Origin of the sequence: Marinobacterium lacunae, from assembly GCF_000705555.1 — a bacterium.
In the GTDB taxonomy this organism is placed as follows: Bacteria; Pseudomonadota; Gammaproteobacteria; order Pseudomonadales; family Balneatricaceae; genus Marinobacterium_D; species Marinobacterium_D lacunae.
Genome location: NZ_JMQN01000059.1, coordinates 1 through 18,834, shown reverse-complemented (window position 1 = coordinate 18,834; position 18,834 = coordinate 1). Strand labels below are relative to the sequence as shown.

Sequence of the window (18,834 nt, the reverse complement as noted above, 5' to 3'; positions counted from 1 at the left end):
TTTACACGCTCAGTAACAGGAACTCACGCTCCCAGGAGCTGATTACCCGTTTGAAGTTCTCATGTTCAGCACGTTTCACCGCGATATAACCATCGGTGAAGGCATCCCCCAGATATTTGCGCGCAGCACTGGACTGCTCCATCTTCTCGACCGCACTTTCAATGGTGGTCGGCAGGCTGAAGTTCTTGCGCTCGTACGCCCGCCCCGTGCAGGCCGGAGACGGCTCGATCTTTTCCATCATGCCCATATAGCCACACAGCAGACTGGCGGCAATTGCCAGATAGCTGTTGGCGTCAGCACCGGCCAGACGGTTCTCCAGCCGTTGGTTCTCCGCGTTGGATTCCGGAATGCGTAACCCGCAGGTTCTGTTGGCATATCCCCACTCCACGTTGATCGGCGCTGAGGTATCAGGCAGGAAACGGCGGAAAGAGTTCACATTCGGTGCCAACAAAGGTAACAGTTCAGGGATGTAACGCTGCATACCCCCTATGTGGTATTTGAACAGCTCACTCATGCTGCCATCGGGGTTGCTGAAGATATTCCTGCCGGTTTTGACATCGAGAATGCTCTGGTGCAGGTGCATGGCACTGCCCGGCTCGTTACTGACCGGCTTGGCCATGAAGGTCGCCAGCACCCCGTGCTTCATGGCGGCTTCGCGCATGGTGCGCTTGAACACCTGAACGTGGTCCGCCAGCATCAGCGCATCGCCGTGGAGAAAGTTGATCTCCATCTGCGCCGTACCCTCTTCATGTATCAGGGTATCGATCTCAAGCCCCTGATATTCGCACCAGTCGTACATATCCTCGAACAGCGGATCGAACTCGTTCGCCGCCTCAATGGAGAACGACTGGCGCCCGGTTTCAGGACGGCCCGAGCGACCGATCGGCGGCACCAAGGGGACATCCGGGTCATCACACCGCTGCGTCAGGTAAAACTCCATCTCCGGCGCGACGATCGGCTGCCAGCCCTGCTCGTCATAGAGCGCCAGCACTTTTTTCAGAACATTACGCGGAGAGAGCTCGATAGGGTTGCCGTCACGGTCGTATGTGTCGTGAATGACCTGTGCCGTAGGCTCCTGCGTCCAGGGCAACAGGAAGGTTGCGTCCGGATCGGGTTGGCAGACCATGTCGATATCGGCCGGATCAAGCAGTGAATAGTAGATATCATCGTCGACCCAATCGCCGGTGACGGTCTGCAACAGAACACTCTCGGGCAGGTGCATGCCGCGTTCGTACAGAAATTTGTCGACCGGTGAGATCTTCCCACGGACGATGCCGGTCAGGTCACTGATAACACACTCCACTTCAGTCACCCGGTTCTCCTTGAGCCAGGTTTCAAGCCGTTGCATCTGATCCCCCTATACAGGTCTCGGTTGGATTTTTGCGCGAGTACCTGAAAAGCATAGTTAAATTGCCAGCCACTGTTCAGGCCTGTGCATTTGCGGTTGACGTTACAACCAAAGCCTGACAGGCGCAATCGACCACTAATACTCTCAATAAAATTAATATATTGACTTTAATCGGGGCTTGGCATTCACTCGATATTAGCGGGGTCTGAAGTACTCCGAGCGCTAAATGGTGAAACATGAACGAACAATCAAATGGGTGGTTGGAGCTACCCGATTCGGCGGAAGCCGAAACCTTCCTTGAACAACATCCTGATTTGCAGTTTGTCGATCTTCTGATCGCGGACATGAACGGCATCGTGCGCGGCAAGCGCATCGACCGCTCCGCATTGAAAAAGGTATTTGAAAAAGGGGTCGCGCTCCCGGCGTCACTCTACGGGCTGGATATTCTGGGCGAGACCGTCGAAAGCACAGGTTTGGGGCTGGAGATCGGCGAAGCCGATCACACCTGCTACCCCATTCCCGGCACATTGACGATGGAACCCTGGCAAACGCGGCCCATCGCTCAGCTACTGATGACCATGTACGAAGATGAGGACACGCCCTTCTACGCTGACCCTCGAACCGTACTCAAACGCGTTATCAAACGTTTTGACGAACTGGAGCTGACGCCGGTTACCGCGTTCGAACTGGAGTTCTACCTGATCGATCAGGAGAACATCGCAGGCAAGCCTCAGCCGCCGAAATCGCCCATTTCGGGCAAGCGGCCCGAGAGCGTGCAGGTCTACTCGATCGACGAACTCGACGAATACGCGGACTTCCTCTCTGATGTTATCGAAACGGCCCGCAGTCAGGGGATACCGGCCGATACCATCGTCGCGGAGTCTGCTCCCGGGCAGTTCGAGATCAACCTGCATCACGTGGCAGACCCGATTAAGTCCTGCGACAACGCCACGCTGCTGCGGCGCGTGATCAAAAGCGTTGCCTATGACCATGAGATGGATACCACCTTCATGGCCAAACCCTACGCCGATCAGGCCGGTAACGGTATGCATCTGCATATCAGCCTTGTCGACAAGAATGGCAAAAACGTTTTCGAACTTGATCCGGAAGATGAAACGCCCAACGACATCATGCGCTGGGCGGTTGGCGGCCTGATCGAAACGATGGATGACTATCTCGCTATCCTCTGCCCCAACATCAACTCCTATCGACGTTTCAGTCAGGGGTTCTATGTGCCGACATGGCCATGCTGGGGTATCGAGAACCGCACGACGGCGCTACGTATCCCACAGGGTGAACCTGAAGCAGCCCGTATTGAACACCGTCTGGCAGGCACCGATTCAAACCCCTATCTGTTGATGGCGGCGATGCTGTCGGCGATCCATTTCGGGATCACCCACAAGATCGAACCGCCGCCTCCTGTCGAAGGCAATGCATATCAGCAGCAGGAAACCAGCCTGCCCAACAACCTCAGGGATGCGCTACGAGAGCTGGAAAGTTCAGGCATGATGCGCGAGTACTTCGGTAACGAATTCCTCAACGTATTCATCGCCTGCAAAGAGCATGAGGTGGAGCAGTTCGAGCGCACCATCTCTGATCTTGAGTACACCTGGTACCTGCATACAGTCTGAAGTCAAGCCGGGCCTTCAGGGCCCGGCTTTTTAATACCGCTAAGCGAGGCCGAGCAGCCGTAATGTCTGGGTGTCCTTCTGGCCGCTGTAAAACTTCTCAAGCAGTTTATCGAACGTTGAACCTTCAGGCGCCACCGCGGAGAACAGTGTCGCGCAGGAGCGTACCTTCATGTCGTCCGGCATACCCAGAATATCCCGTGCGCTGCGACCCTCCAGCGCGAGCATGGCATCCACACACTCATTCAGGCGTGCGCCCAACACTGGGTGATCAAGATATGCTTTCGCCTCATCGAGCGATTTGATCGCATAACGGTCAGCCATAACACTGCGACCCAATCCATCTATCTGAGGGAATACATACCAGATCCAGTGCGAACGTTTTCGGCCTGACTTCAACTCCCAAAGCGCTACCTTGTAATCCCTCTCCTGCGCTTCGAGAAAGCGCTTGAGATTGTATGGATCTGCTTCTCGCGACATATACGTCTCCTTCCCGTTTCCCCTAATCTTAGCCGCTCTACGACGTGAAGCAGATCTTTTACAAAGCTGGTGTACCCTTAATGCATAACCAGCCCGAAATCGGAGAGCAAGATGCCACTGGACCTGAACACAGAGAACGCCGTTATCGAATTGGTACGCGAAGTTGCAAAGAGGGAGATCGTGCCACGTTTCAGGCGCCTTCACCCGGACGCCGTGCGCACCAAGGCAGCGTTTGACGATCTGGTAACAGAGGCAGACCTGAGCGCCGAGAGGTCGCTAACAGCCGGGATTAGCACGCTTTTGCCGGATGCGGTCATCATTGGAGAGGAAGCAGTCGCCGCGAACTCAGCGGTACTCGATACGCTGCCAGGAGCTGCGCAGGCGGTTATCATCGACCCGATTGACGGCACCTGGAACTTCGCCAACGGGCTTGCCACTCACGGCGTGCTGATAGCCATCACTGAGCGGAACGAAACCGTTTTCGGGCTCCTCTACGACCCTGTTCTGGATGACTGGGTACTGGCCCGCCGCGGAGGCGGTGCATGGTATTGCAAACCCGATGCGCAGCCTGTGCAACTGTTTGTCAGTCAGGAGCGTCCACTGGCCGCCATGGTGGGCTTTGTCTCGGCATTCAACTTCCCTGCCCCGAAGCGCTCGCAGATCAGTAGTGCCATGCTTGGATTTGCCCGCGCACATACGCTGCGCTGCGCCTGTCACGAATACCGCCTGCTCATTCAGGGTAATGTGGACTTCTATATCAACGCCAGCGCCAAGCCTTGGGATCATGCAGCGGGCGCACTCGCCGTACAGGAAGCTGGTGGCAGTGTGGGCATGATGGATGGCCGGGATTATGTGCCAACCCTCCGCGATGGCTGTATCGTTTCGGCCAACTCACCGGACGCACTTGAGGCCATACGTCAACAATTTAGGGGTTAGTCCAGCGCGATCCAGGTTGCCTTCACCTCGGTATATTTCTCAAACGCATGCAACGACTTGTCGCGGCCGTTGCCCGACTGTTTGTAGCCACCAAAAGGCGCTGTCATATCGCCGCCATCGTACTGGTTGATCCAAACCATGCCGGTGCGCAGTGCCTTGGCCATCTTGTGTGCACGGCTGAGATCCGAGGTCCACACTGCAGCAGCCAGCCCATAGGTGCTGTCGTTCGCGATGGCGATCGCCTCTTCCATATCGCTGAAGGCAATCACCGAGAGTACCGGGCCAAAAATCTCCTCCTGCGCAATTTTCATCGCGTTGGAGACACCATCAAACAGCGTGGGCTCGATGTAGTATCCGCCGTTTTCGGACTCGATTCGGTTGCCACCAAGACGTAGCGCCGCGCCAGCCTGCTTGCCCGCCTCAATATACTCAAGTACCTGCTTGAGCTGTGTCTGGTCGACTATCGCACCGACCCGTGTCGCCGGGTCAAGTGGGTGGCCCGGTTTCCATTTTTTCAGCGCCTCAATCACCAGCTCGACAAACTGATCCTTAATTGAGCTTTCAACCAACAGCCGCGAGCCCGCCGTACACACCTCGCCCTGATTGAAGGCGATGGCAGAGGCGGCAGCCTTGGCCGCTTTCTTAAGATCAGGCGCATCGGCAAACACGATATTCGGACTTTTACCGCCCGCCTCAAGCCAGACTCGCTTCATATTGGACTGACCGGCATAGATCATCAGCTGCTTGGCGGTGCGGGTAGATCCTGTGAACACCAGCGTATCCACATCCATGTGCAGCGCCAGAGCAGAACCAATCTCATGGCCGTAACCGGGTACCACGTTAAGTACGCCCGGCGGAATGCCGGCCTCGACCGCCAACTGTGCTATCCGGATAGCGGTCAGGGGCGACTTCTCTGACGGTTTCAGCACCACCGAGTTGCCGGCAGCCAGTGCTGGCCCCAGCTTCCAGCACGCCATCAGTAGCGGGAAGTTCCAGGGCACAATCGCTGCCACCACGCCGACAGGCTCTCGCGTGATCATGCCGATCTGATCATGCGGAACAGGTGCCAGCTCGTCATAAATTTTATCGACCGCCTCGCCCGACCAACGCAGCGCCCTTGCCGCGGCGGGAATATCAACCCTAAGCGAGTCGCTGATCGGCTTGCCCATATCAAGGGTTTCAAGCAGTGCCAGCTCTTCGGCATTGGCATTGAGCAGGTAGGCAAAGCGCATGATCACCTGTTTGCGGCTTGCCGGTGCCTGCCGCGACCAGACACCTGAGTTGAACGCAGCACGTGCACTGGCCACTGCCAGATTGGCATCAGCCTCATCACAGGCCGCCACCTTACCCAGCAACCTGCCATCGACAGGGCTTAAACAGTAAAAGGTCTTGCCCGACTTTGCCGGTTGATACTGCCCGTCGATAAAGGCCTGTCCGTTGATCTCCAGCGCATCAGCTGCAGCCTGCCACTCTTTGAATGTTTTCTTGGCCTTCTGCTTGGCACCCATCGCTCATTACTCCCATCAGACTTTGCTCAGGCAGTTGGCCCAAGGCCAACTCATTGCGCGCCTATACCCTTTTCAAGTGTAGAGGTAAAACTGCCACGCAAGACGCAGGTTCTTTGAAGCCCGTATTCGCCAATAGGTTCCTTGATTCAGATCGGCACATAACCACAAATACGGTACTAGTATTACCTCAGTGGCATCGCCTCTTGTGGCCGACGTCACTGAACGACACAGGAGGGATCACCAATGAACGCGAAACAACTGCGTCCTGCCGGACTGGCTTTGACACTCGCTCTGGCCCTGTTCGGCGCGGCTCAAAACGTATCGGCCCACGGTAACGGCATGATGTCTGGCCCGATGTCGGGCAATGGCGGTTCGGAAAATGGAGAGTGGATGCCCCGTAGCTACGGAATGGGCATGGGTCAGGGAATGGGCTATGGCATGGGCATGGGCATGGGCCAAGGGATGGGCTATGGCATGGGTTACGGCTCGATGATGGGGCCCGGCATGATGGGCTCGGGCATGATGCACGGCTATGGTGGCCTGTCTCAAGCACTGGAGCTCACCGACGAACAGCAACAGCAAATTCTTCAGATTCATCAGGAGCTGCACAAAAACAACTGGGGCCTTATGGGCAAGATGTACGAAGAAACCGTCAAACTAAGGCAGATGTTCTTTGCTGATAAGCGTGTTCCGAAAGAGATTGGCGATCAACAACAACGGGTATTCGACCTACAACGCCAAATGACCGAAGCCTGGGTAGAAGCGCAAAACCGTATCGACGCACTGCTTACTCCCGAGCAGCAAGAGAAAATGCACCGTTATGGCGGCCCCGGCATGATGAGCTGGTAAGCCGGACGCTCGACGGGCAGCTCTCCGCCGGGCGTCCCCCCCCTGCCTCTTGACGCTTTGAATCCAGTCCTTACGCAGCGGCATCCCGCTGAAGATGTACCAACACCTCGTAGTGTTGGGTATGCGGGAACAGATCGAACCCCTGCACACGAAACGCCTTGTAGTGACTGAGGCTTTCAAGATCCCGAATCAGCGTCTGCGCATTACAGCTTGAGTAGATAAGGTTCTCGACCCGACTATCGTTAATCAGCGCACATAGCTCTTGGCCCACACCCCGGCGAGGCGGGTTCATGATAATAAGATCGGGAAACTGACCGGATGTAGCCTGTAGTGCCGTCGCGTCGAAAGCCGAGAATAATACGTTACCCTCATACCCCAATTGCTTCGCACTGGCCTGCGCACAACGTATTGCCTCGGGCTCTATCTCAATGCCCATCAACTCCACGTTTTTGCCAAGACAGTGAAGCCCGAAGCCCCCCACGCCACAGAACAGATCCCATATGCGCTGTGCCGATGTGCTCGCCACCCAATTCGCCGCTGTCTGGTACAACCGCGCGGCGAGTTTCGGATTGGTTTGAAAGAAGCTTTTAGGGCGAATAGCCAGCGGGATGCCGTTGAACACCTCAACAATGTGCTGTTTGTCGGTCAGGTAGATCTCTTGGTCCCCTTCCAGCACCGCCATGTGCACCGGCTGGATATTCACACTGATCACCTGAATATCGGGAAAGCGCTCACGTAATTCGGGCACCATACGCTGCACCCGCTCAAGCGCCTTGTCGCTTCGCAGCACAAAACGCAACATAAAGCTGTTTTGCGCAAGGCTGTGCGTGAGCAAGACAAATTTAAGCTCGCCCTTCTGCTTTTGAACGTTGTAGGGCGGAATCCCGGCACGCTGTATCAGTGGCGGCAACGCCGACAAAATCTCTTGCATCCTGCCCGTGTAAAGCGGGCAGTCGACCAGACTCAGCGGCTCACCATCCGAACCCAGAATGCCAAGAACCGGCGCTTGTGCCACACCAAGAGCCACCATCTTGGCCTTGTTGCGAAACCCCTGCGCCTCTCCACAGGCAAAAGGCAGCCACTGATCGACGGGACGATCGCCAAAAAGGCTTTGCAGGTGACGTTGCTTGTTCTTCACCTGCTCAGGATAGGGTATATCGAGCAGGTCGCAGGATCGGCAATGCCCAGAAGAGTAATGGACACAGTGCATGGAGGGTCTCTGAAAAAGCGCTATTTTAGATTTTTCTTCGATTGCTGCAATATGTACGATAAGCCCGCCAAGCTTCGGCGGTTTTTTCTCCGATCATCGACGCCAAACCCGGGAAAACGAATCGCTGTTTATATACGCGTAAGCTCAACCAGCCGAGAAACGCACACACGGGCCGCATTCGTCTTCGGCTACAACGCCACCATTATCCATGATGCCTGTGCGACGATAGACTTGGAGTTCGACGGCATAAAGGTAACGGCTGAGCACGTGCATGCCGCGTTTATGAGTGCGCTGGCGTTTTGATATGGCAGGGTTACAACAGCGGATGAATTTCTCGTCGGTCAGCCTGCGCGTTCCAGTGCTGCGTTCTCCAGCAGATCGATCAGCATACGCTCAACGTAACTGCCACCAACGCTGATACGCTGTGCCGGGGTCACATTACCCAGTACTTCAGCGGCCTGGCGATAATCTCCTTTCGAAAGATGCACGATAGCGCCAACCAATTGCAGCGCCAGATCACGGTTGGCACTTGCCGCTTTCTCCTGAACCTGCGCCCGACACCTCTCCAACCCCTCAAAGTCACCGGTCGCAATGTGTATACCGGCCACATGGAGCGCTATAAAAGGGTGGCCCAGCATCCCCTCAAATCGTGCAATGAGCGCCGTCACTGCAGCGGATTGCGCAGAGGTTTCGCCACTTTTCAGGTAATCCCTCAGCAGGAAGCCGCCACAATCGGCCAGCGTTAAAACCGGGCCGCTGGTCGTTGTCTCAGGTGCACAATACTGTCGATAACGCGTCCACGCAGCTTCACGCAGCCCTACCTGCCACTCTGCCAGCGCAAGATGCCATTGCAAGTGACCGTAAAGGGCACCGCCCTCTGCTGAGGCTCTGTGTTCATCCAGCCAACGATGTACCAAATCAACCGACTCATTCGGTACCCCAAGATCATGCAGGATGTGGGCATAGCCGTGGATGGTATACAGCGCCTGAGGCCTGAGTTTTAACGCCCTCTCCTGAATCACACGCCCTTTTGCAGGCTCACCGGCCTCACTTATGGCAAATCCAAGGCGTGCAAGATAAGCCCAGTCACTGCCGAGCGTCGCCTCGGATGCCCTGAGAATGTCGAGTACACGGGTGAGTTTGTGTTCGCCACCATAGAAAATCAGATAGCCACACAGCTGGGAGATAACGAGCAGATCGCCGGGGTTATGGGCCACATAGGCCCGCGTGCGCTCAAGGTTTCCGTAGGGGTCTTCCAGAAGGCCGAACAGTGCATCGATATGGCTTTGCTCCCATTCTGACGCCTCTGCCGCCAGCGCCTGGGCCTTCGACTTTAAATCTGGCGCCGCCGGATCATTAGCATCTTTGGCCAGCATGTACCGCGCCGCCAGAGCCAGCGCAAATTGCGGGTCCTGTTGAAGCGCCTTATCCAGTTGCGCTTTGGCACCAGACTCGGAGCCCAATATGAGATCCAGCGCATTGAGGTAGTAACGGGCCGCTTGCTCGGAGACTGTCGTCAGGGTGTTTCCGGTACGGGAATGGATCATGCGATATGCCCTTAGTGAAGCCATTGAACGCACGTATGGACTATAAGTGTAGCCCCATACCCAGCCATCACCGATATCGGATGAAGCCCAGGGCGCATTGAATGGCATATTGCCCTCATGCGCGCCTGGGCACTTCACATGTGTTAGACGCGCACCAACAACGCACTGCGCCGGATATGGAGCCCGAGGCCCACCAATACCAGTGATACGAGCGAGAGCAGCATAAAGCCCGGCTGCAGATATCCGCTTATATCACGAATGGCCCCAAGCAGAAGGTTGCCAAGCGCACCGCCCATCCCGAAGGTGACCATACAGATGCCGCTGATCTGCATGGTTGCCGTAGCCGAGTAATGCTGATTCACCCAACCCGCGACAATCCCCCACATCGGGAAGTACATCAGCCCGTAGCCGAAGCTCGCCAGCAGCACCATCTTGGCCGGATCATAGGTAAAGGCGAGTTGACCCAGTGCGAACACACCGAAAATCAGCAATAACGCGGTGGCATGGCCTTTGATGTCAGCAAGTTTGCCGGTGACAAACCCCGCCACCATGCCGGTCACGCCTACCGTTGACCAACTGTAACCACCTAGCTCTGCGAGCAGGCCCAGCTCTTCCAGATAGGTGTTCAGCCAGTTGGAGAACGGCATGGTACAAAAGCCGACCAGAAAACAGATGGCGCAGGCAAAAAACGCCGTCCGTTCGGTAAAAAGCGTACGCAGCAGCTTGGATATGGCAATCGCCTGCTGGTCGGGTGCGAGCGCATGCAGCTCAGGCTCAGGTAACCGGCGCAACATGAACCAGGTCACAATAAGGACCAAAGCCCCCAGCGCTCCGGCCAGCCGCCAGCTGCTCTCCCAGCCCCACATCGGGACGACCCAAAGAATAACCAAACCACTGATGCCATAGCCCCAGGCTGTACCGCTCGATGCGCTTGAGAGATAGGTTGAACGGCGCTCTAAAGGTGCGCAACGACTGATAATTTCGACAATGGCACCCCAACTCATGGCGGCACTGGCGGCAAGACACACCAGCGCGATGATGATGTTCATCGGCTCACGTAACAATGGCATGCTGAAAAGCAAAGAGGTCGATACCGCACCGCTGACCAGCGCGATGGCGCGCGTACCTAAACGCGGGCCAATAAGCCCCAAAAACAACGCACCCGCCAGGTAGGCTATCTGGGTGAGCGCACCGGCCAACGCCAAGTGCCAGTAGCTAAGCCCTGTCGAGTCACGCATCAGTGGCACGAGCGCTGCAAAGAGGAACATGCCGAAACCATGGCTGATCACCTGGTTCATACCGAAGACTACCGCCATTCGCATTTAGAGGACTCCTCTCAATAGGACAGGCGCTACGCAGATAGCACCGAGGCGGCAACAATAATCCTTTGCCAGTATTCAACAAAGCGATATATATTGATCTCTACATTCGATAATATTGAATTCTGAGCATGACAGATCTCCCCATTACTTTGCTGCGAACTTTTGTCGTTGTTGCAGAAACTCTTAACCTGACCACAGCCGCCAATCGACTCCATCGTGCCCCCTCAACCATCAGCATGCAGGTGAACCGATTGGAAGGTTTGGTAACTGCGCCTTTGCTGCAACGAGGCCAATATGGCGTAAGGCTCACGGTCGCCGGCGAGCAGCTTAAGGCCCATGCTCAACAGCTGCTTGCACTGCACGACCGAATACTGGGTGGATTTCAAAATGCCGATATCACCGGCAAGGTACGCCTCGGTACCCATGACCTCTACATTACGCGCGCGCTGACTCCCTTGCTTGAGAGCTACGGCGTGAGCTATCCGGAAGCGGAGCTGGAGGTTACCTGTGACCATCGTCCGGGCTACCTCGCCTCGCTGGTCGCAGATGATCGGCTTGACCTTGCACTGGTCGAAATGCCGGCGCTGTCCGACGGTGGTGTACGACTCAGCCGCGACCAATTGGTTTGGGTCGGGGCCGAGGGGCATCCGTTACAGGTGCAAGACACCCTCCCGCTGGCCATGTTTCCTGAGGGCTGTTTTTACCGGGATGCCGCGACTAAGGCGTTGCAACGGATCGACAGGCCCTATCGCATCACCTTCACCAGCCACAGTCGAGGCGGCGTTCTCGCCGCTGTTCGCGCCGGCATCGGGCTCGGCGTGTGTCCGGCGTCTGCCCTGGAGCCTGGTCTGGTCGTCATCGACGATGGTCTCCCCGCTTTGCCGCAGACCGACACTACGCTGTTCATCGCCGATAAGGTGAATACCGCAACCACCCGGCTGGCACAGATCATAGAGGAGAGCCCTCTGTTTCATCATCCTGAGCTGATCCAAAACTGATCGGGACGGCCCGCTCCACTTCATCCACGCTCTCGTAAACCAAAAAGCGCCCCGCTACGTAATGTGAGTAAAGAGCGTTGCGGGGCATCGGATGAAATCGGGCATAAGTGACAACATCGTCGTCAATCTGATCGGCTTTCAGCTGTGCTGGTGGCTTGCGGTGTTGTGGCAGCAGCAGAGCGTGCCTTGGTTGATGCTTCTTCTCTGTGCCCATGTGCTTCTTCATAGCGACCGGCTCACAGAGCTGAGATTAATCCTTGCCACCGCATTACTCGGCTACCTCGTAGACACACTACTGGTGCTAGGCGGAGTCTTTCATTTCACCCCGACGGCGGTTCTGCCGCCCCTCTGGCTTGCGCTGCTGTGGTGTTGCTTTGCCGCCACCTTGCGCCAAAGCCTCAAGCCCCTCGCGCCACACCCCTATCTCGCTGCGTTGCTTGGCGGTATTGCCGGTAGCGGCAGTTACCTACTCGGCGCCCGCTTAGGCGCGGTGGAACTCGGGTACTCCACGACGACTAGCCTGCTGGTATTGATGCCCATCTGGGCGCTACTGCTGCCAGCGCTGCTCCGGTACAGCCAACAATTCGACCGCACCCAGCGTGCAACGGAGGCGTTATGAAGGTTGTAGCCCGTCTAGTCACCCTGCTACTCACACTTGGCGCTACGCCTTTGCTGGCCAACACCGAGTATCGTCTGGTCGGTGAAGCCAGACTCAGTGTGCTGTTCTGGGATATCTACGATGCAGCGCTGTATACCGGCGATGGCCGCTACCGTGGTATCAGCGCACCTATGCTGCTCAAACTTCACTATTTGCGGGCAATCGAGCGCGACGACCTGATCGACGCCACACGGGATGAGTTGCAGCAGGTCGCACCGGAGCTCCCGGCTGATCAGAGTGATCTGCATCTGAAACAACTATCTCGAATCTGGCCCAGCGAAATAGCACCAGGCGACAGTCTCAGTTTCGAACTTACCGCCACTGGCGGCACCTTTCGCTTCAACGAGCAACCGATTGGGCACATAGACGATACCCGGTTTGCCAAAGCGTTCATCGCGATCTGGCTGGCAGATGACAGCTCGTATCCACATTTGAGCCGACGACTAAGGGGAGAGTCATGAACATACTGACCCGCACATTGACGCTACTGAGCCTGTTCACACTGGCAAGCTGCAGCACCACTGTCGAGCATTACCGCTATAGCCAGCCCGCGTTCGATCCCGCCTCATTCTTCAATGGTCAGTTGATGGCCGTGGGTATCGTTCAGAACCGCTCGGGCGAGGTTATACGCCGCTTCACTGCCAATATTGTGGGCGCATGGGACGGAAAGCGCGGGGTTCTCGATGAACAGTTTCATTTCAATGACGGTGAAGAGCAGTGGCGCTGCTGGCAACTTGAGCAACAGGAAAACAGGCTGACCGGCCGCGCAGGCGATGTGGTCGGCGAAGCCGAAGGCGTTATTGCCGGTAATACACTGAACTGGCAGTACGTGCTTAAAGTCGCGCTGGATGATGGCGATAGCATCGATCTCGCCCTCGATGACTGGCTCTATCTGGTCAGCGAGGACCACCTGATCAACCGCACCCGCATGACGAAGTTTGGTATTGATGTTGGCGAGATAACCTTGGCCATTCACCGTATCAGTGACACACCCGCACGGCCCCTTCGTCCGAGCTGTCAATTGGAGGCGTGAACCATGAATAACGCACACAACTGGAAAACCGCCTGGGTTACCGGGGCAAGCCAGGGGATCGGCCGGGCACTGGCGAGTGCGCTTTGCCAGAAAGGAGTACACGTCTATGCCAGCGCCCGACGGGGCGAGGCGCTGGATGAGCTGGTGCACGAACTAGAGAGGATGCCCGGAACACTGACCCCCTGCCCGCTCGATGTGACCGACCAGGGAGCAATCGAGGGATATTTTAAGCAGTGGGAAGGCCAAAACGCGCTTCCTGACCTGATTATCCTTAACGCAGGCACTCACGATCCATTTACAGCGCAGGAGTTCAGCGCCGAGCGTGTTGAAGCGCTTATGCGTACCAATCTGATCGGTACACTGCGCTCACTCGACCCTAGCCTGAAATACTGTCTTAAGCGTGGCCAGGGGCAGATCGCCATCATGGCCTCGGTGGCCGGTTATCGCGGTCTGCCAACGGCGGCCGCCTACGGTGCCAGCAAAGCGGCGCTGATCAACCTCGCGGAGGCGCTTAAGCTCGATCTGGCCGGCACACACGTTGATCTGCGCCTGATAAACCCGGGCTTTGTCCGCACGCCACTTACAGACAAGAACGAATTCACTATGCCGGCGCTTATAGAGCCGGAGCAGGCCGCCGAATGGATCCTGAAAGGGCTGACATCGAACCGTTTCGAGATCAGCTTCCCGGCACGCTTCACCTCCGTGCTTAAACTGCTCCGCTGCCTGCCCTATGCATGGTACTTTCCACTGGTACGGAAACTGACGGCCTGACACCATGACCGAAACCGAGAATAAAGATCTGCTCACGCAATATGCCTCACTGCTTGAGGCACTGAGCCCTGAAAATATGGACTCGATGCTGACGCTGCTGGCTGAGGATGTAGAGTTCAAAGACCCGTTTAACCACACCCGCGACAAGGCAGGCTACCGTGCGGTGATGACGGATATGTTCGAAAGCCTCGAGAATATCCAGTTCAAGGTCAAACAGATCGCCCCCACACCCAGAGGAGGCTACCTGCTATGGGACTTCAGCGCCTACAGCAAGATCACCAAGGCGATCTACGCCGAAGGGGTAAGCCATATCGAGATTAACGCCGAGGGTAAGATAAACCGTCATTACGACTACTGGGATGGCAGCCTAATCATGGATGGCATGCCGCTGATCGGGCGGGTGGTGAAATGGGTACGAAAAAAAGCGGGAAAGCGTTAGTGGCTAAAACAGAACTGGCCCCACTTGAGGACCAGTTCTGCCCAGCGTTCAGGGTGCGAAGCGCTGGCGTAGATAGTTGTTGATATCGGACGACTCGTACACCCACTCGGTACGGCCATCATCGTGCTCAATCTTCAGGCACGGCACCTTTACGCGGCCACCGCCCTGCTCCAGCGCCTGACGCGCTTCGGCATCACGCTGCACATTGGCCATGCCGATCGGCAGCGCCAGGCGGTGAATCTCCTTGCGCACCTTGATGCAGAAAGGACAGGTAGCAAACTGATACAACGTAAGTGAACGGCAGTCCTGGTCCACTTGGGACTGAGCCTTCTCGTCGCGCGTAATCGGCTTCGGTTTGGACAGTGCTGCATAGATCAGCATAAAGGGCATCAACAAGCGGCGCAGCAGCCTAAAGAAAAGTCGGATCACCAAGCGCATTCAATTTCCTCGTGCAGTCTTCATGCGTTTTCAGAAAGCGCGCAGTGTACCAAATCAGGGCGAAGAATCATCCAATCCACAAGCGCGGCAAAATGACGCCTCACTACCGAGGCCACTCTATACCCTTAGGCGCCCCACAAATCGCCATAGCGGTCACGGTGACAGAGGTATAACCTCAACTCGAACTCCAGTTGATGATAGTCAGGCTCCATGTAGCAACAAAGCTTGTAGAACGCCTTGTCGTGACTCTTTTCGCGCAGATGCGCCAACTCATGTACCAGAATCATCCGCAAAAACGGTTCAGGCACCTTGCGAAACAGCGACGATATGCGAACCTCGTTCTTTGCCTTCAGCTTGCTGCCCTGCACGCGCGAAACAAAGGTGTGCAGGCCTAACGCATTGTTGATGATGTGAATCTTGTCGTCGTACACCACCTTGCTAATCGGTGACGAACTGCGCATGAACTGGTTCTTGATCTGCTGCGCGTACTGATACAGCGCCTTCTCAGATGAAAGCTCATGCACGCTCGGATACCTTCTCAGCAACCATGCACCGCTTTTGTTGTCATCCAGCAAAGCCTTCGCCTGATGCTGAACCTGCGGGCTGTAGCAACTGAGGTAGTTAGGTGTTTTAGACTGACTCATAACGCGATACACAAACCTGTTAACCAAAAAGCCACTGATGGATTAATCGCCCCGGCATTAACGTGCCGATAGCCGCGCCAATTACGCCCCAGAATGCACCGACTGCAAAGGCCTTGTGTCGCTTGATATTACCCGCACGTGCCGACATCACAGATACCACCACGCACACCAATACCCAGAGCGAAAGCAGATGGATTGGGCTGTAGCCCCAGAACAGATTCATAAGCCCGGTCAGCCAAAATGAGGAGATCGCCGTGACTGTCATCGCCAACATCCATGTCCAACCAAGGGCGCGGTGAAACGTACTTCCCTTTTCACCCAGAAGCTGACTGACACCGGCCAAAATCGCCCAGAGTGCCGCCGTGATATGAATATACGTTGCCAAGATTGGTGCTCCTATACTCGTGTGACAGTTGGGCCGTGAGAGTACGCTGAGGTTCTATTTTCCACTACGGACAAGACGTACCGCTAACGAAAACCCCTCGGTATGACCATCTACTCTACCCGTCATAAAATCCACGAAATATATAAGCATAGGCATTTCATCTATGGGTGTGACCGTCCAATAGGGAGCCCCCTCGCTTGACTCTTTCACATTCGGGAAGACAACTGAATTGATGGCAGGATCGTCGTATTCCTGTTCAACAAGGCTGTATAACTCATCGATCGTCGGCACACGCCATCCCTCGCCTGCTTGCTCGGCAAAGCGTTTGGCATCTTTAAGGGACATTAACTTCGGTGCCCCAATGCATCCTGCCCCATCCTTCCAGGTTGTTCCTACACTGCAACGCTGCCAGGTCAAATTTGTCTCTTTGTCAAACGCGTCTCCCTTATCACTCAACAGGAATCGAGAAGCGGCGGCCTCCTGCGCGCGTTGCTTAACATCATCGGCCAACAACGGGCCTGAGCTCAAACAGGTGAACGTGATTGCAAACAGTACGGCGAGTTTCGACATTGGGTATATATCTCCTAGTCCCCCACAGGGGCTGTAAATAAGCGCAAAAGTGACCAACGGGAGCGACTTATAGAGGCTTAAGTGTTCAGAACCTCAATGAACCACTTGGGCTGCATGTCATCGAAGTCCGTTCGAATATTTGAAGGTAGGTAACTGGCTGAATCCAAGACAAACGCTTGGCCATCCAGACGCCTGAAGACCACCCAATGCCAGAAATTTTTGCCTTCTTGCTGGTGGTGTTTTATGGAGAGTAGTGCCAGATCAGGCAGAGCATCCCATGATACAAACGGCGTTTCTTCAGAAGATGTCTCGACGCCAGCACTGGACAACATCGTTCTGACATATTGCGTATCGGACCAAAGCGCCTTGTCCTCGGCATAGATACCCATAGCGTTCGCCATGGACTTCATTTCCGCGTAGGTTTTACCCAGAATATTGGCCGTCGACGCAATTCCGCAGCCTGTCGTTTCTTCCTGAATTACGGGCTTTAACACCGTTATCTCCTTATTACACAACGCCCATCTCATAGACGAGCATCTTATCCAATTGCCCAGCAAACGCGTTTACTTGAAAGGTGCAATGACAATATCCAAATTCTCTGTCAAATCTGAAATAACGACGCCTTCACCGTTTGATGATTCAAAGACTATTTGGTTCCTGTCCCCATAAGCAATTTTTTCCCCCTTCAAACCAAAGGGTAATTCCGTATTAACTTTTAGGGATTTAAAACATCCGATATTAAATTTACCACCATGACACTCGGTAAATTCGCTTTGCAGACGTTGAGTCCAACCACTTGTGTCAAAGTGATATTTTACAAGAAAGAGCGTCGGGAAAACCTGTCCATCTTCGATTGGGACAGTGGTGTGCGCTTCACATGTTTCACCAAGCCGATAGTTTAACCCCGACGCTCTTAACCTGTCGGTAGCCTCGTCCAGGTTGCTCTCTGTTTTGAATGCGATACCACTAAACCCGGTGAATTGTTTATTTTTAACTCCAAACCTGACTCTAAAGTTTATGAACTCTATATTTATATCACCGAAGTTTACACCGATACTGGTGTATTCCTCCTTTTCCATTAAAGGCCAGGCATATGGCAACCCAAGCCGCTCTGATACATTGCTTGCAGCTTCTAGCGGATCACGGACCTCGACCATGAGATGATCTATTTCTAGCATTTAAACCCTCCCTGTCTCCTTCAATCAGCTGCCGCGAGAGCGGTTAGCTGGACTGGCTTGTTCAATTCGAACTCCATGGGCTGATACACCAATCCTGAGGATTCGGCTATATCGCCTGCCATTTCGAAACCATACTTCACATATGCAGGAACAGATGACAAAGAAGCTTTTACGGTTACGGTATCAAACCGTGCATATGTTAAAACCGATGAAAGCAACTGCTTACCAATACCCTGCATTTGCTTTTCAGGTTTAACGAAAAACATCGCAATATGGCGTCCATCTTTCAGTTCGATGATGCCTTCAATCTCCTCGCCAGATTCCGCAACAAGCATCACATTGCCTTCGTTCATGCGCTTTAAGAACGCATAACCCGCGGCGACCTTAGAGAAAGTTAAGACACCTTCCTCGGACAAACTACCCGCGACTGCTTTTGAAAACGACGCGATACACAATGCGCTGACGGCCTCAATATCCTTATCTGAAATTTCCCTAATTTTCACTGTTCCCCCAAGAGTTGCTCCTACCCGCAACTCGGTACTAAACGGCTGAAATTATGCGTGATACACCCTACCGAAGCGCAGAACACCAAAGTACCCAGCAGATGCCACGGCACTCACCGGACTATTCAATACCGTAGTCACGCTCTACCTTCGATATACGGGTTTTGAATGATGAATACCACTTTTCGTGGCCTAACCTTTGCGCTAGCTGGTGCTCAGCATTTGCTTTACATTGCTTAATGGGCTCAAGGTCAGACCAATATGAAACGGTGATTCCAACGCTCTCTCGTGCTGATTCCACGCCCAAAAAACCGGGCTGCTTTGAAGCTAGGGAACATGTGATTAAGTCCGCGATACCGGGCTGATCCTCTATTCTTATCTGAGCAGCC

The 18,834-nt window shown here is 54.9% G+C and carries 23 protein-coding genes; 9 read left to right on the top strand and 14 right to left on the bottom strand.

Annotated elements, in window-relative coordinates; all coding sequences use genetic code 11:
* Position 1: 1 nt before the first annotated feature.
* Positions 2-1,348 (bottom strand): glutamine synthetase family protein, encoded by a 1,347-nt coding sequence (locus ADIMK_RS19665; RefSeq protein WP_036191795.1) that lies wholly within the window; start codon positions 1,346-1,348, stop codon positions 2-4.
* Between the two features lie 236 nt (positions 1,349-1,584).
* Between ADIMK_RS19665 and ADIMK_RS19660 the strand changes: the two genes are divergently transcribed.
* Positions 1,585-2,979: a glutamine synthetase family protein gene (locus ADIMK_RS19660; protein ID WP_051693157.1), complete on the top strand. Its 1,395-nt coding sequence runs from the start codon at positions 1,585-1,587 to the stop codon at positions 2,977-2,979.
* Positions 2,980-3,018: 39 nt separating this feature from the next.
* Here the strand turns inward: ADIMK_RS19660 and ADIMK_RS19655 are convergent, their stop codons facing one another.
* Positions 3,019-3,456: a DUF1810 domain-containing protein gene (locus ADIMK_RS19655; RefSeq protein WP_036191792.1), complete on the bottom strand. Its 438-nt coding sequence runs from the start codon at positions 3,454-3,456 to the stop codon at positions 3,019-3,021.
* Positions 3,457-3,567: 111 nt separating this feature from the next.
* Between ADIMK_RS19655 and ADIMK_RS19650 the strand changes: the two genes are divergently transcribed.
* Positions 3,568-4,392, top strand: coding sequence for an inositol monophosphatase family protein (locus ADIMK_RS19650; protein ID WP_036191789.1), 825 nt, complete (start codon positions 3,568-3,570; stop codon positions 4,390-4,392).
* Here ADIMK_RS19650 and ADIMK_RS19645 read toward each other — a convergent pair.
* Positions 4,389-5,900, bottom strand: a complete 1,512-nt coding sequence (locus ADIMK_RS19645; protein WP_036191787.1) for an aldehyde dehydrogenase — start codon at positions 5,898-5,900, stop codon at positions 4,389-4,391. The two genes, ADIMK_RS19650 and ADIMK_RS19645, sit on opposite strands and share 4 nt — an antisense overlap.
* A gap of 243 nt (positions 5,901-6,143) precedes the next feature.
* Between ADIMK_RS19645 and ADIMK_RS19640 the strand changes: the two genes are divergently transcribed.
* Positions 6,144-6,749, top strand: coding sequence for a Spy/CpxP family protein refolding chaperone (locus ADIMK_RS19640; protein ID WP_051693156.1), 606 nt, complete (start codon positions 6,144-6,146; stop codon positions 6,747-6,749).
* Between the two features lie 70 nt (positions 6,750-6,819).
* On the opposite strand, the gene rlmC is transcribed toward ADIMK_RS19640, so the two are convergent.
* The 3 genes from rlmC to ADIMK_RS19620 all read right to left on the bottom strand — a co-directional run bounded on the left by rlmC (position 6,820) and on the right by ADIMK_RS19620 (position 10,828).
* Positions 6,820-7,959 carry a 23S rRNA (uracil(747)-C(5))-methyltransferase RlmC gene (gene rlmC / locus ADIMK_RS19635; RefSeq protein WP_036191784.1) on the bottom strand — a complete coding sequence of 380 codons (1,140 nt, stop codon included), beginning with the start codon at positions 7,957-7,959 and terminating at the stop codon, positions 6,820-6,822.
* 341 nt (positions 7,960-8,300) lie between these two features.
* Positions 8,301-9,506 carry a tetratricopeptide repeat protein gene (locus ADIMK_RS19625; protein ID WP_197027593.1) on the bottom strand — a complete coding sequence of 402 codons (1,206 nt, stop codon included), beginning with the start codon at positions 9,504-9,506 and terminating at the stop codon, positions 8,301-8,303.
* Between the two features lie 143 nt (positions 9,507-9,649).
* Positions 9,650-10,828, bottom strand: coding sequence for an MFS transporter (locus tag ADIMK_RS19620; protein WP_036191781.1), 1,179 nt, complete (start codon positions 10,826-10,828; stop codon positions 9,650-9,652).
* 128 nt (positions 10,829-10,956) lie between these two features.
* Here ADIMK_RS19620 and ADIMK_RS19615 point away from each other — a divergent pair, with 128 nt between their 5' ends.
* The 6 genes from ADIMK_RS19615 to ADIMK_RS21530 all read left to right on the top strand — a co-directional run bounded on the left by ADIMK_RS19615 (position 10,957) and on the right by ADIMK_RS21530 (position 14,727).
* The gene (locus ADIMK_RS19615) at positions 10,957-11,826 is read left to right on the top strand and encodes a LysR family transcriptional regulator (protein ID WP_036191778.1); all 870 of its coding nucleotides are present in this window, start codon (positions 10,957-10,959) and stop codon (positions 11,824-11,826) included.
* Positions 11,827-11,917: 91 nt separating this feature from the next.
* A complete protein-coding gene (locus ADIMK_RS19610; RefSeq protein WP_051693154.1) occupies positions 11,918-12,445 on the top strand; it encodes a DUF2878 domain-containing protein in 528 nt (175 codons plus the stop codon).
* Positions 12,442-12,945: a chalcone isomerase family protein gene (locus ADIMK_RS19605; protein ID WP_036191775.1), complete on the top strand. Its 504-nt coding sequence runs from the start codon at positions 12,442-12,444 to the stop codon at positions 12,943-12,945. The genes ADIMK_RS19610 and ADIMK_RS19605 overlap by 4 nt, the downstream gene beginning before the upstream one ends.
* Positions 12,942-13,517, top strand: a complete 576-nt coding sequence (locus tag ADIMK_RS19600) for a DUF3833 domain-containing protein (protein WP_051693153.1) — start codon at positions 12,942-12,944, stop codon at positions 13,515-13,517. Before ADIMK_RS19605 ends, ADIMK_RS19600 begins: the two co-directional genes overlap by 4 nt.
* Before the next feature lie 3 nt (positions 13,518-13,520).
* Positions 13,521-14,288, top strand: coding sequence for an SDR family NAD(P)-dependent oxidoreductase (locus ADIMK_RS19595; protein WP_036191772.1), 768 nt, complete (start codon positions 13,521-13,523; stop codon positions 14,286-14,288).
* Between the two features lie 4 nt (positions 14,289-14,292).
* Positions 14,293-14,727 (top strand): nuclear transport factor 2 family protein, encoded by a 435-nt coding sequence (locus ADIMK_RS21530; protein ID WP_051693152.1) that lies wholly within the window; start codon positions 14,293-14,295, stop codon positions 14,725-14,727.
* Positions 14,728-14,775: 48 nt separating this feature from the next.
* Here ADIMK_RS21530 and ADIMK_RS19585 read toward each other — a convergent pair whose 3' ends face one another.
* The 8 genes from ADIMK_RS19585 to ADIMK_RS22250 form a co-directional block, all read right to left on the bottom strand.
* Entirely contained in the window at positions 14,776-15,165 is a 390-nt protein-coding gene (locus tag ADIMK_RS19585; RefSeq protein ID WP_036191769.1) for a glutaredoxin family protein, read from the bottom strand.
* Positions 15,166-15,290: 125 nt separating this feature from the next.
* On the bottom strand, positions 15,291-15,809 hold the full coding sequence (locus tag ADIMK_RS19580; RefSeq protein ID WP_036191766.1) for a M48 metallopeptidase family protein: 519 nt from the start codon (positions 15,807-15,809) through the stop codon (positions 15,291-15,293).
* A gap of 19 nt (positions 15,810-15,828) precedes the next feature.
* The gene (locus ADIMK_RS19575; RefSeq protein WP_197027592.1) at positions 15,829-16,194 is read right to left on the bottom strand and encodes a DUF2306 domain-containing protein; all 366 of its coding nucleotides are present in this window, start codon (positions 16,192-16,194) and stop codon (positions 15,829-15,831) included.
* Positions 16,195-16,248: 54 nt separating this feature from the next.
* Entirely contained in the window at positions 16,249-16,764 is a 516-nt protein-coding gene (locus ADIMK_RS19570) for an Lcl C-terminal domain-containing protein (protein WP_051693151.1), read from the bottom strand.
* A gap of 77 nt (positions 16,765-16,841) precedes the next feature.
* Positions 16,842-17,258, bottom strand: coding sequence for a hypothetical protein (locus tag ADIMK_RS19565; RefSeq protein WP_036191760.1), 417 nt, complete (start codon positions 17,256-17,258; stop codon positions 16,842-16,844).
* Positions 17,259-17,327: 69 nt separating this feature from the next.
* Positions 17,328-17,942: a VOC family protein gene (locus ADIMK_RS19560; RefSeq protein WP_036191756.1), complete on the bottom strand. Its 615-nt coding sequence runs from the start codon at positions 17,940-17,942 to the stop codon at positions 17,328-17,330.
* A 20-nt stretch (positions 17,943-17,962) separates the two neighbouring features.
* Positions 17,963-18,445: a GNAT family N-acetyltransferase gene (locus ADIMK_RS19555; protein ID WP_197027591.1), complete on the bottom strand. Its 483-nt coding sequence runs from the start codon at positions 18,443-18,445 to the stop codon at positions 17,963-17,965.
* Between the two features lie 121 nt (positions 18,446-18,566).
* The gene (locus ADIMK_RS22250; RefSeq protein ID WP_231517108.1) at positions 18,567-18,824 is read right to left on the bottom strand and encodes an antibiotic biosynthesis monooxygenase family protein; all 258 of its coding nucleotides are present in this window, start codon (positions 18,822-18,824) and stop codon (positions 18,567-18,569) included.
* Between the last annotated feature and the right edge of the window lie 10 nt (positions 18,825-18,834).

Excerpts from the sequence above, each read along its gene's own strand:
- ADIMK_RS19665 (WP_036191795.1), bottom strand. The coding sequence starts at position 1,348 with ATGCAACGGCTTGAAACCTGGCTCAAGGAGAACCGGGTGACTGAAGTG.
- ADIMK_RS19660 (WP_051693157.1), top strand. The coding sequence starts at position 1,585 with ATGAACGAACAATCAAATGGGTGGTTGGAGCTACCCGATTCGGCGGAA.
- ADIMK_RS19655 (WP_036191792.1), bottom strand. The coding sequence starts at position 3,456 with ATGTCGCGAGAAGCAGATCCATACAATCTCAAGCGCTTTCTCGAAGCG.
- ADIMK_RS19650 (WP_036191789.1), top strand. The coding sequence starts at position 3,568 with ATGCCACTGGACCTGAACACAGAGAACGCCGTTATCGAATTGGTACGC.
- ADIMK_RS19645 (WP_036191787.1), bottom strand. The coding sequence starts at position 5,900 with ATGGGTGCCAAGCAGAAGGCCAAGAAAACATTCAAAGAGTGGCAGGCT.
- ADIMK_RS19640 (WP_051693156.1), top strand. The coding sequence starts at position 6,144 with ATGAACGCGAAACAACTGCGTCCTGCCGGACTGGCTTTGACACTCGCT.
- rlmC (WP_036191784.1), bottom strand. The coding sequence starts at position 7,959 with ATGCACTGTGTCCATTACTCTTCTGGGCATTGCCGATCCTGCGACCTG.
- ADIMK_RS19625 (WP_197027593.1), bottom strand. The coding sequence starts at position 9,506 with ATGATCCATTCCCGTACCGGAAACACCCTGACGACAGTCTCCGAGCAA.
- ADIMK_RS19620 (WP_036191781.1), bottom strand. The coding sequence starts at position 10,828 with ATGCGAATGGCGGTAGTCTTCGGTATGAACCAGGTGATCAGCCATGGT.
- ADIMK_RS19615 (WP_036191778.1), top strand. The coding sequence starts at position 10,957 with ATGACAGATCTCCCCATTACTTTGCTGCGAACTTTTGTCGTTGTTGCA.
- ADIMK_RS19610 (WP_051693154.1), top strand. The coding sequence starts at position 11,918 with ATGAAATCGGGCATAAGTGACAACATCGTCGTCAATCTGATCGGCTTT.
- ADIMK_RS19605 (WP_036191775.1), top strand. The coding sequence starts at position 12,442 with ATGAAGGTTGTAGCCCGTCTAGTCACCCTGCTACTCACACTTGGCGCT.
- ADIMK_RS19600 (WP_051693153.1), top strand. The coding sequence starts at position 12,942 with ATGAACATACTGACCCGCACATTGACGCTACTGAGCCTGTTCACACTG.
- ADIMK_RS19595 (WP_036191772.1), top strand. The coding sequence starts at position 13,521 with ATGAATAACGCACACAACTGGAAAACCGCCTGGGTTACCGGGGCAAGC.
- ADIMK_RS21530 (WP_051693152.1), top strand. The coding sequence starts at position 14,293 with ATGACCGAAACCGAGAATAAAGATCTGCTCACGCAATATGCCTCACTG.
- ADIMK_RS19585 (WP_036191769.1), bottom strand. The coding sequence starts at position 15,165 with ATGCGCTTGGTGATCCGACTTTTCTTTAGGCTGCTGCGCCGCTTGTTG.
- ADIMK_RS19580 (WP_036191766.1), bottom strand. The coding sequence starts at position 15,809 with ATGAGTCAGTCTAAAACACCTAACTACCTCAGTTGCTACAGCCCGCAG.
- ADIMK_RS19570 (WP_051693151.1), bottom strand. The coding sequence starts at position 16,764 with ATGTCGAAACTCGCCGTACTGTTTGCAATCACGTTCACCTGTTTGAGC.
- ADIMK_RS19560 (WP_036191756.1), bottom strand. The coding sequence starts at position 17,942 with ATGCTAGAAATAGATCATCTCATGGTCGAGGTCCGTGATCCGCTAGAA.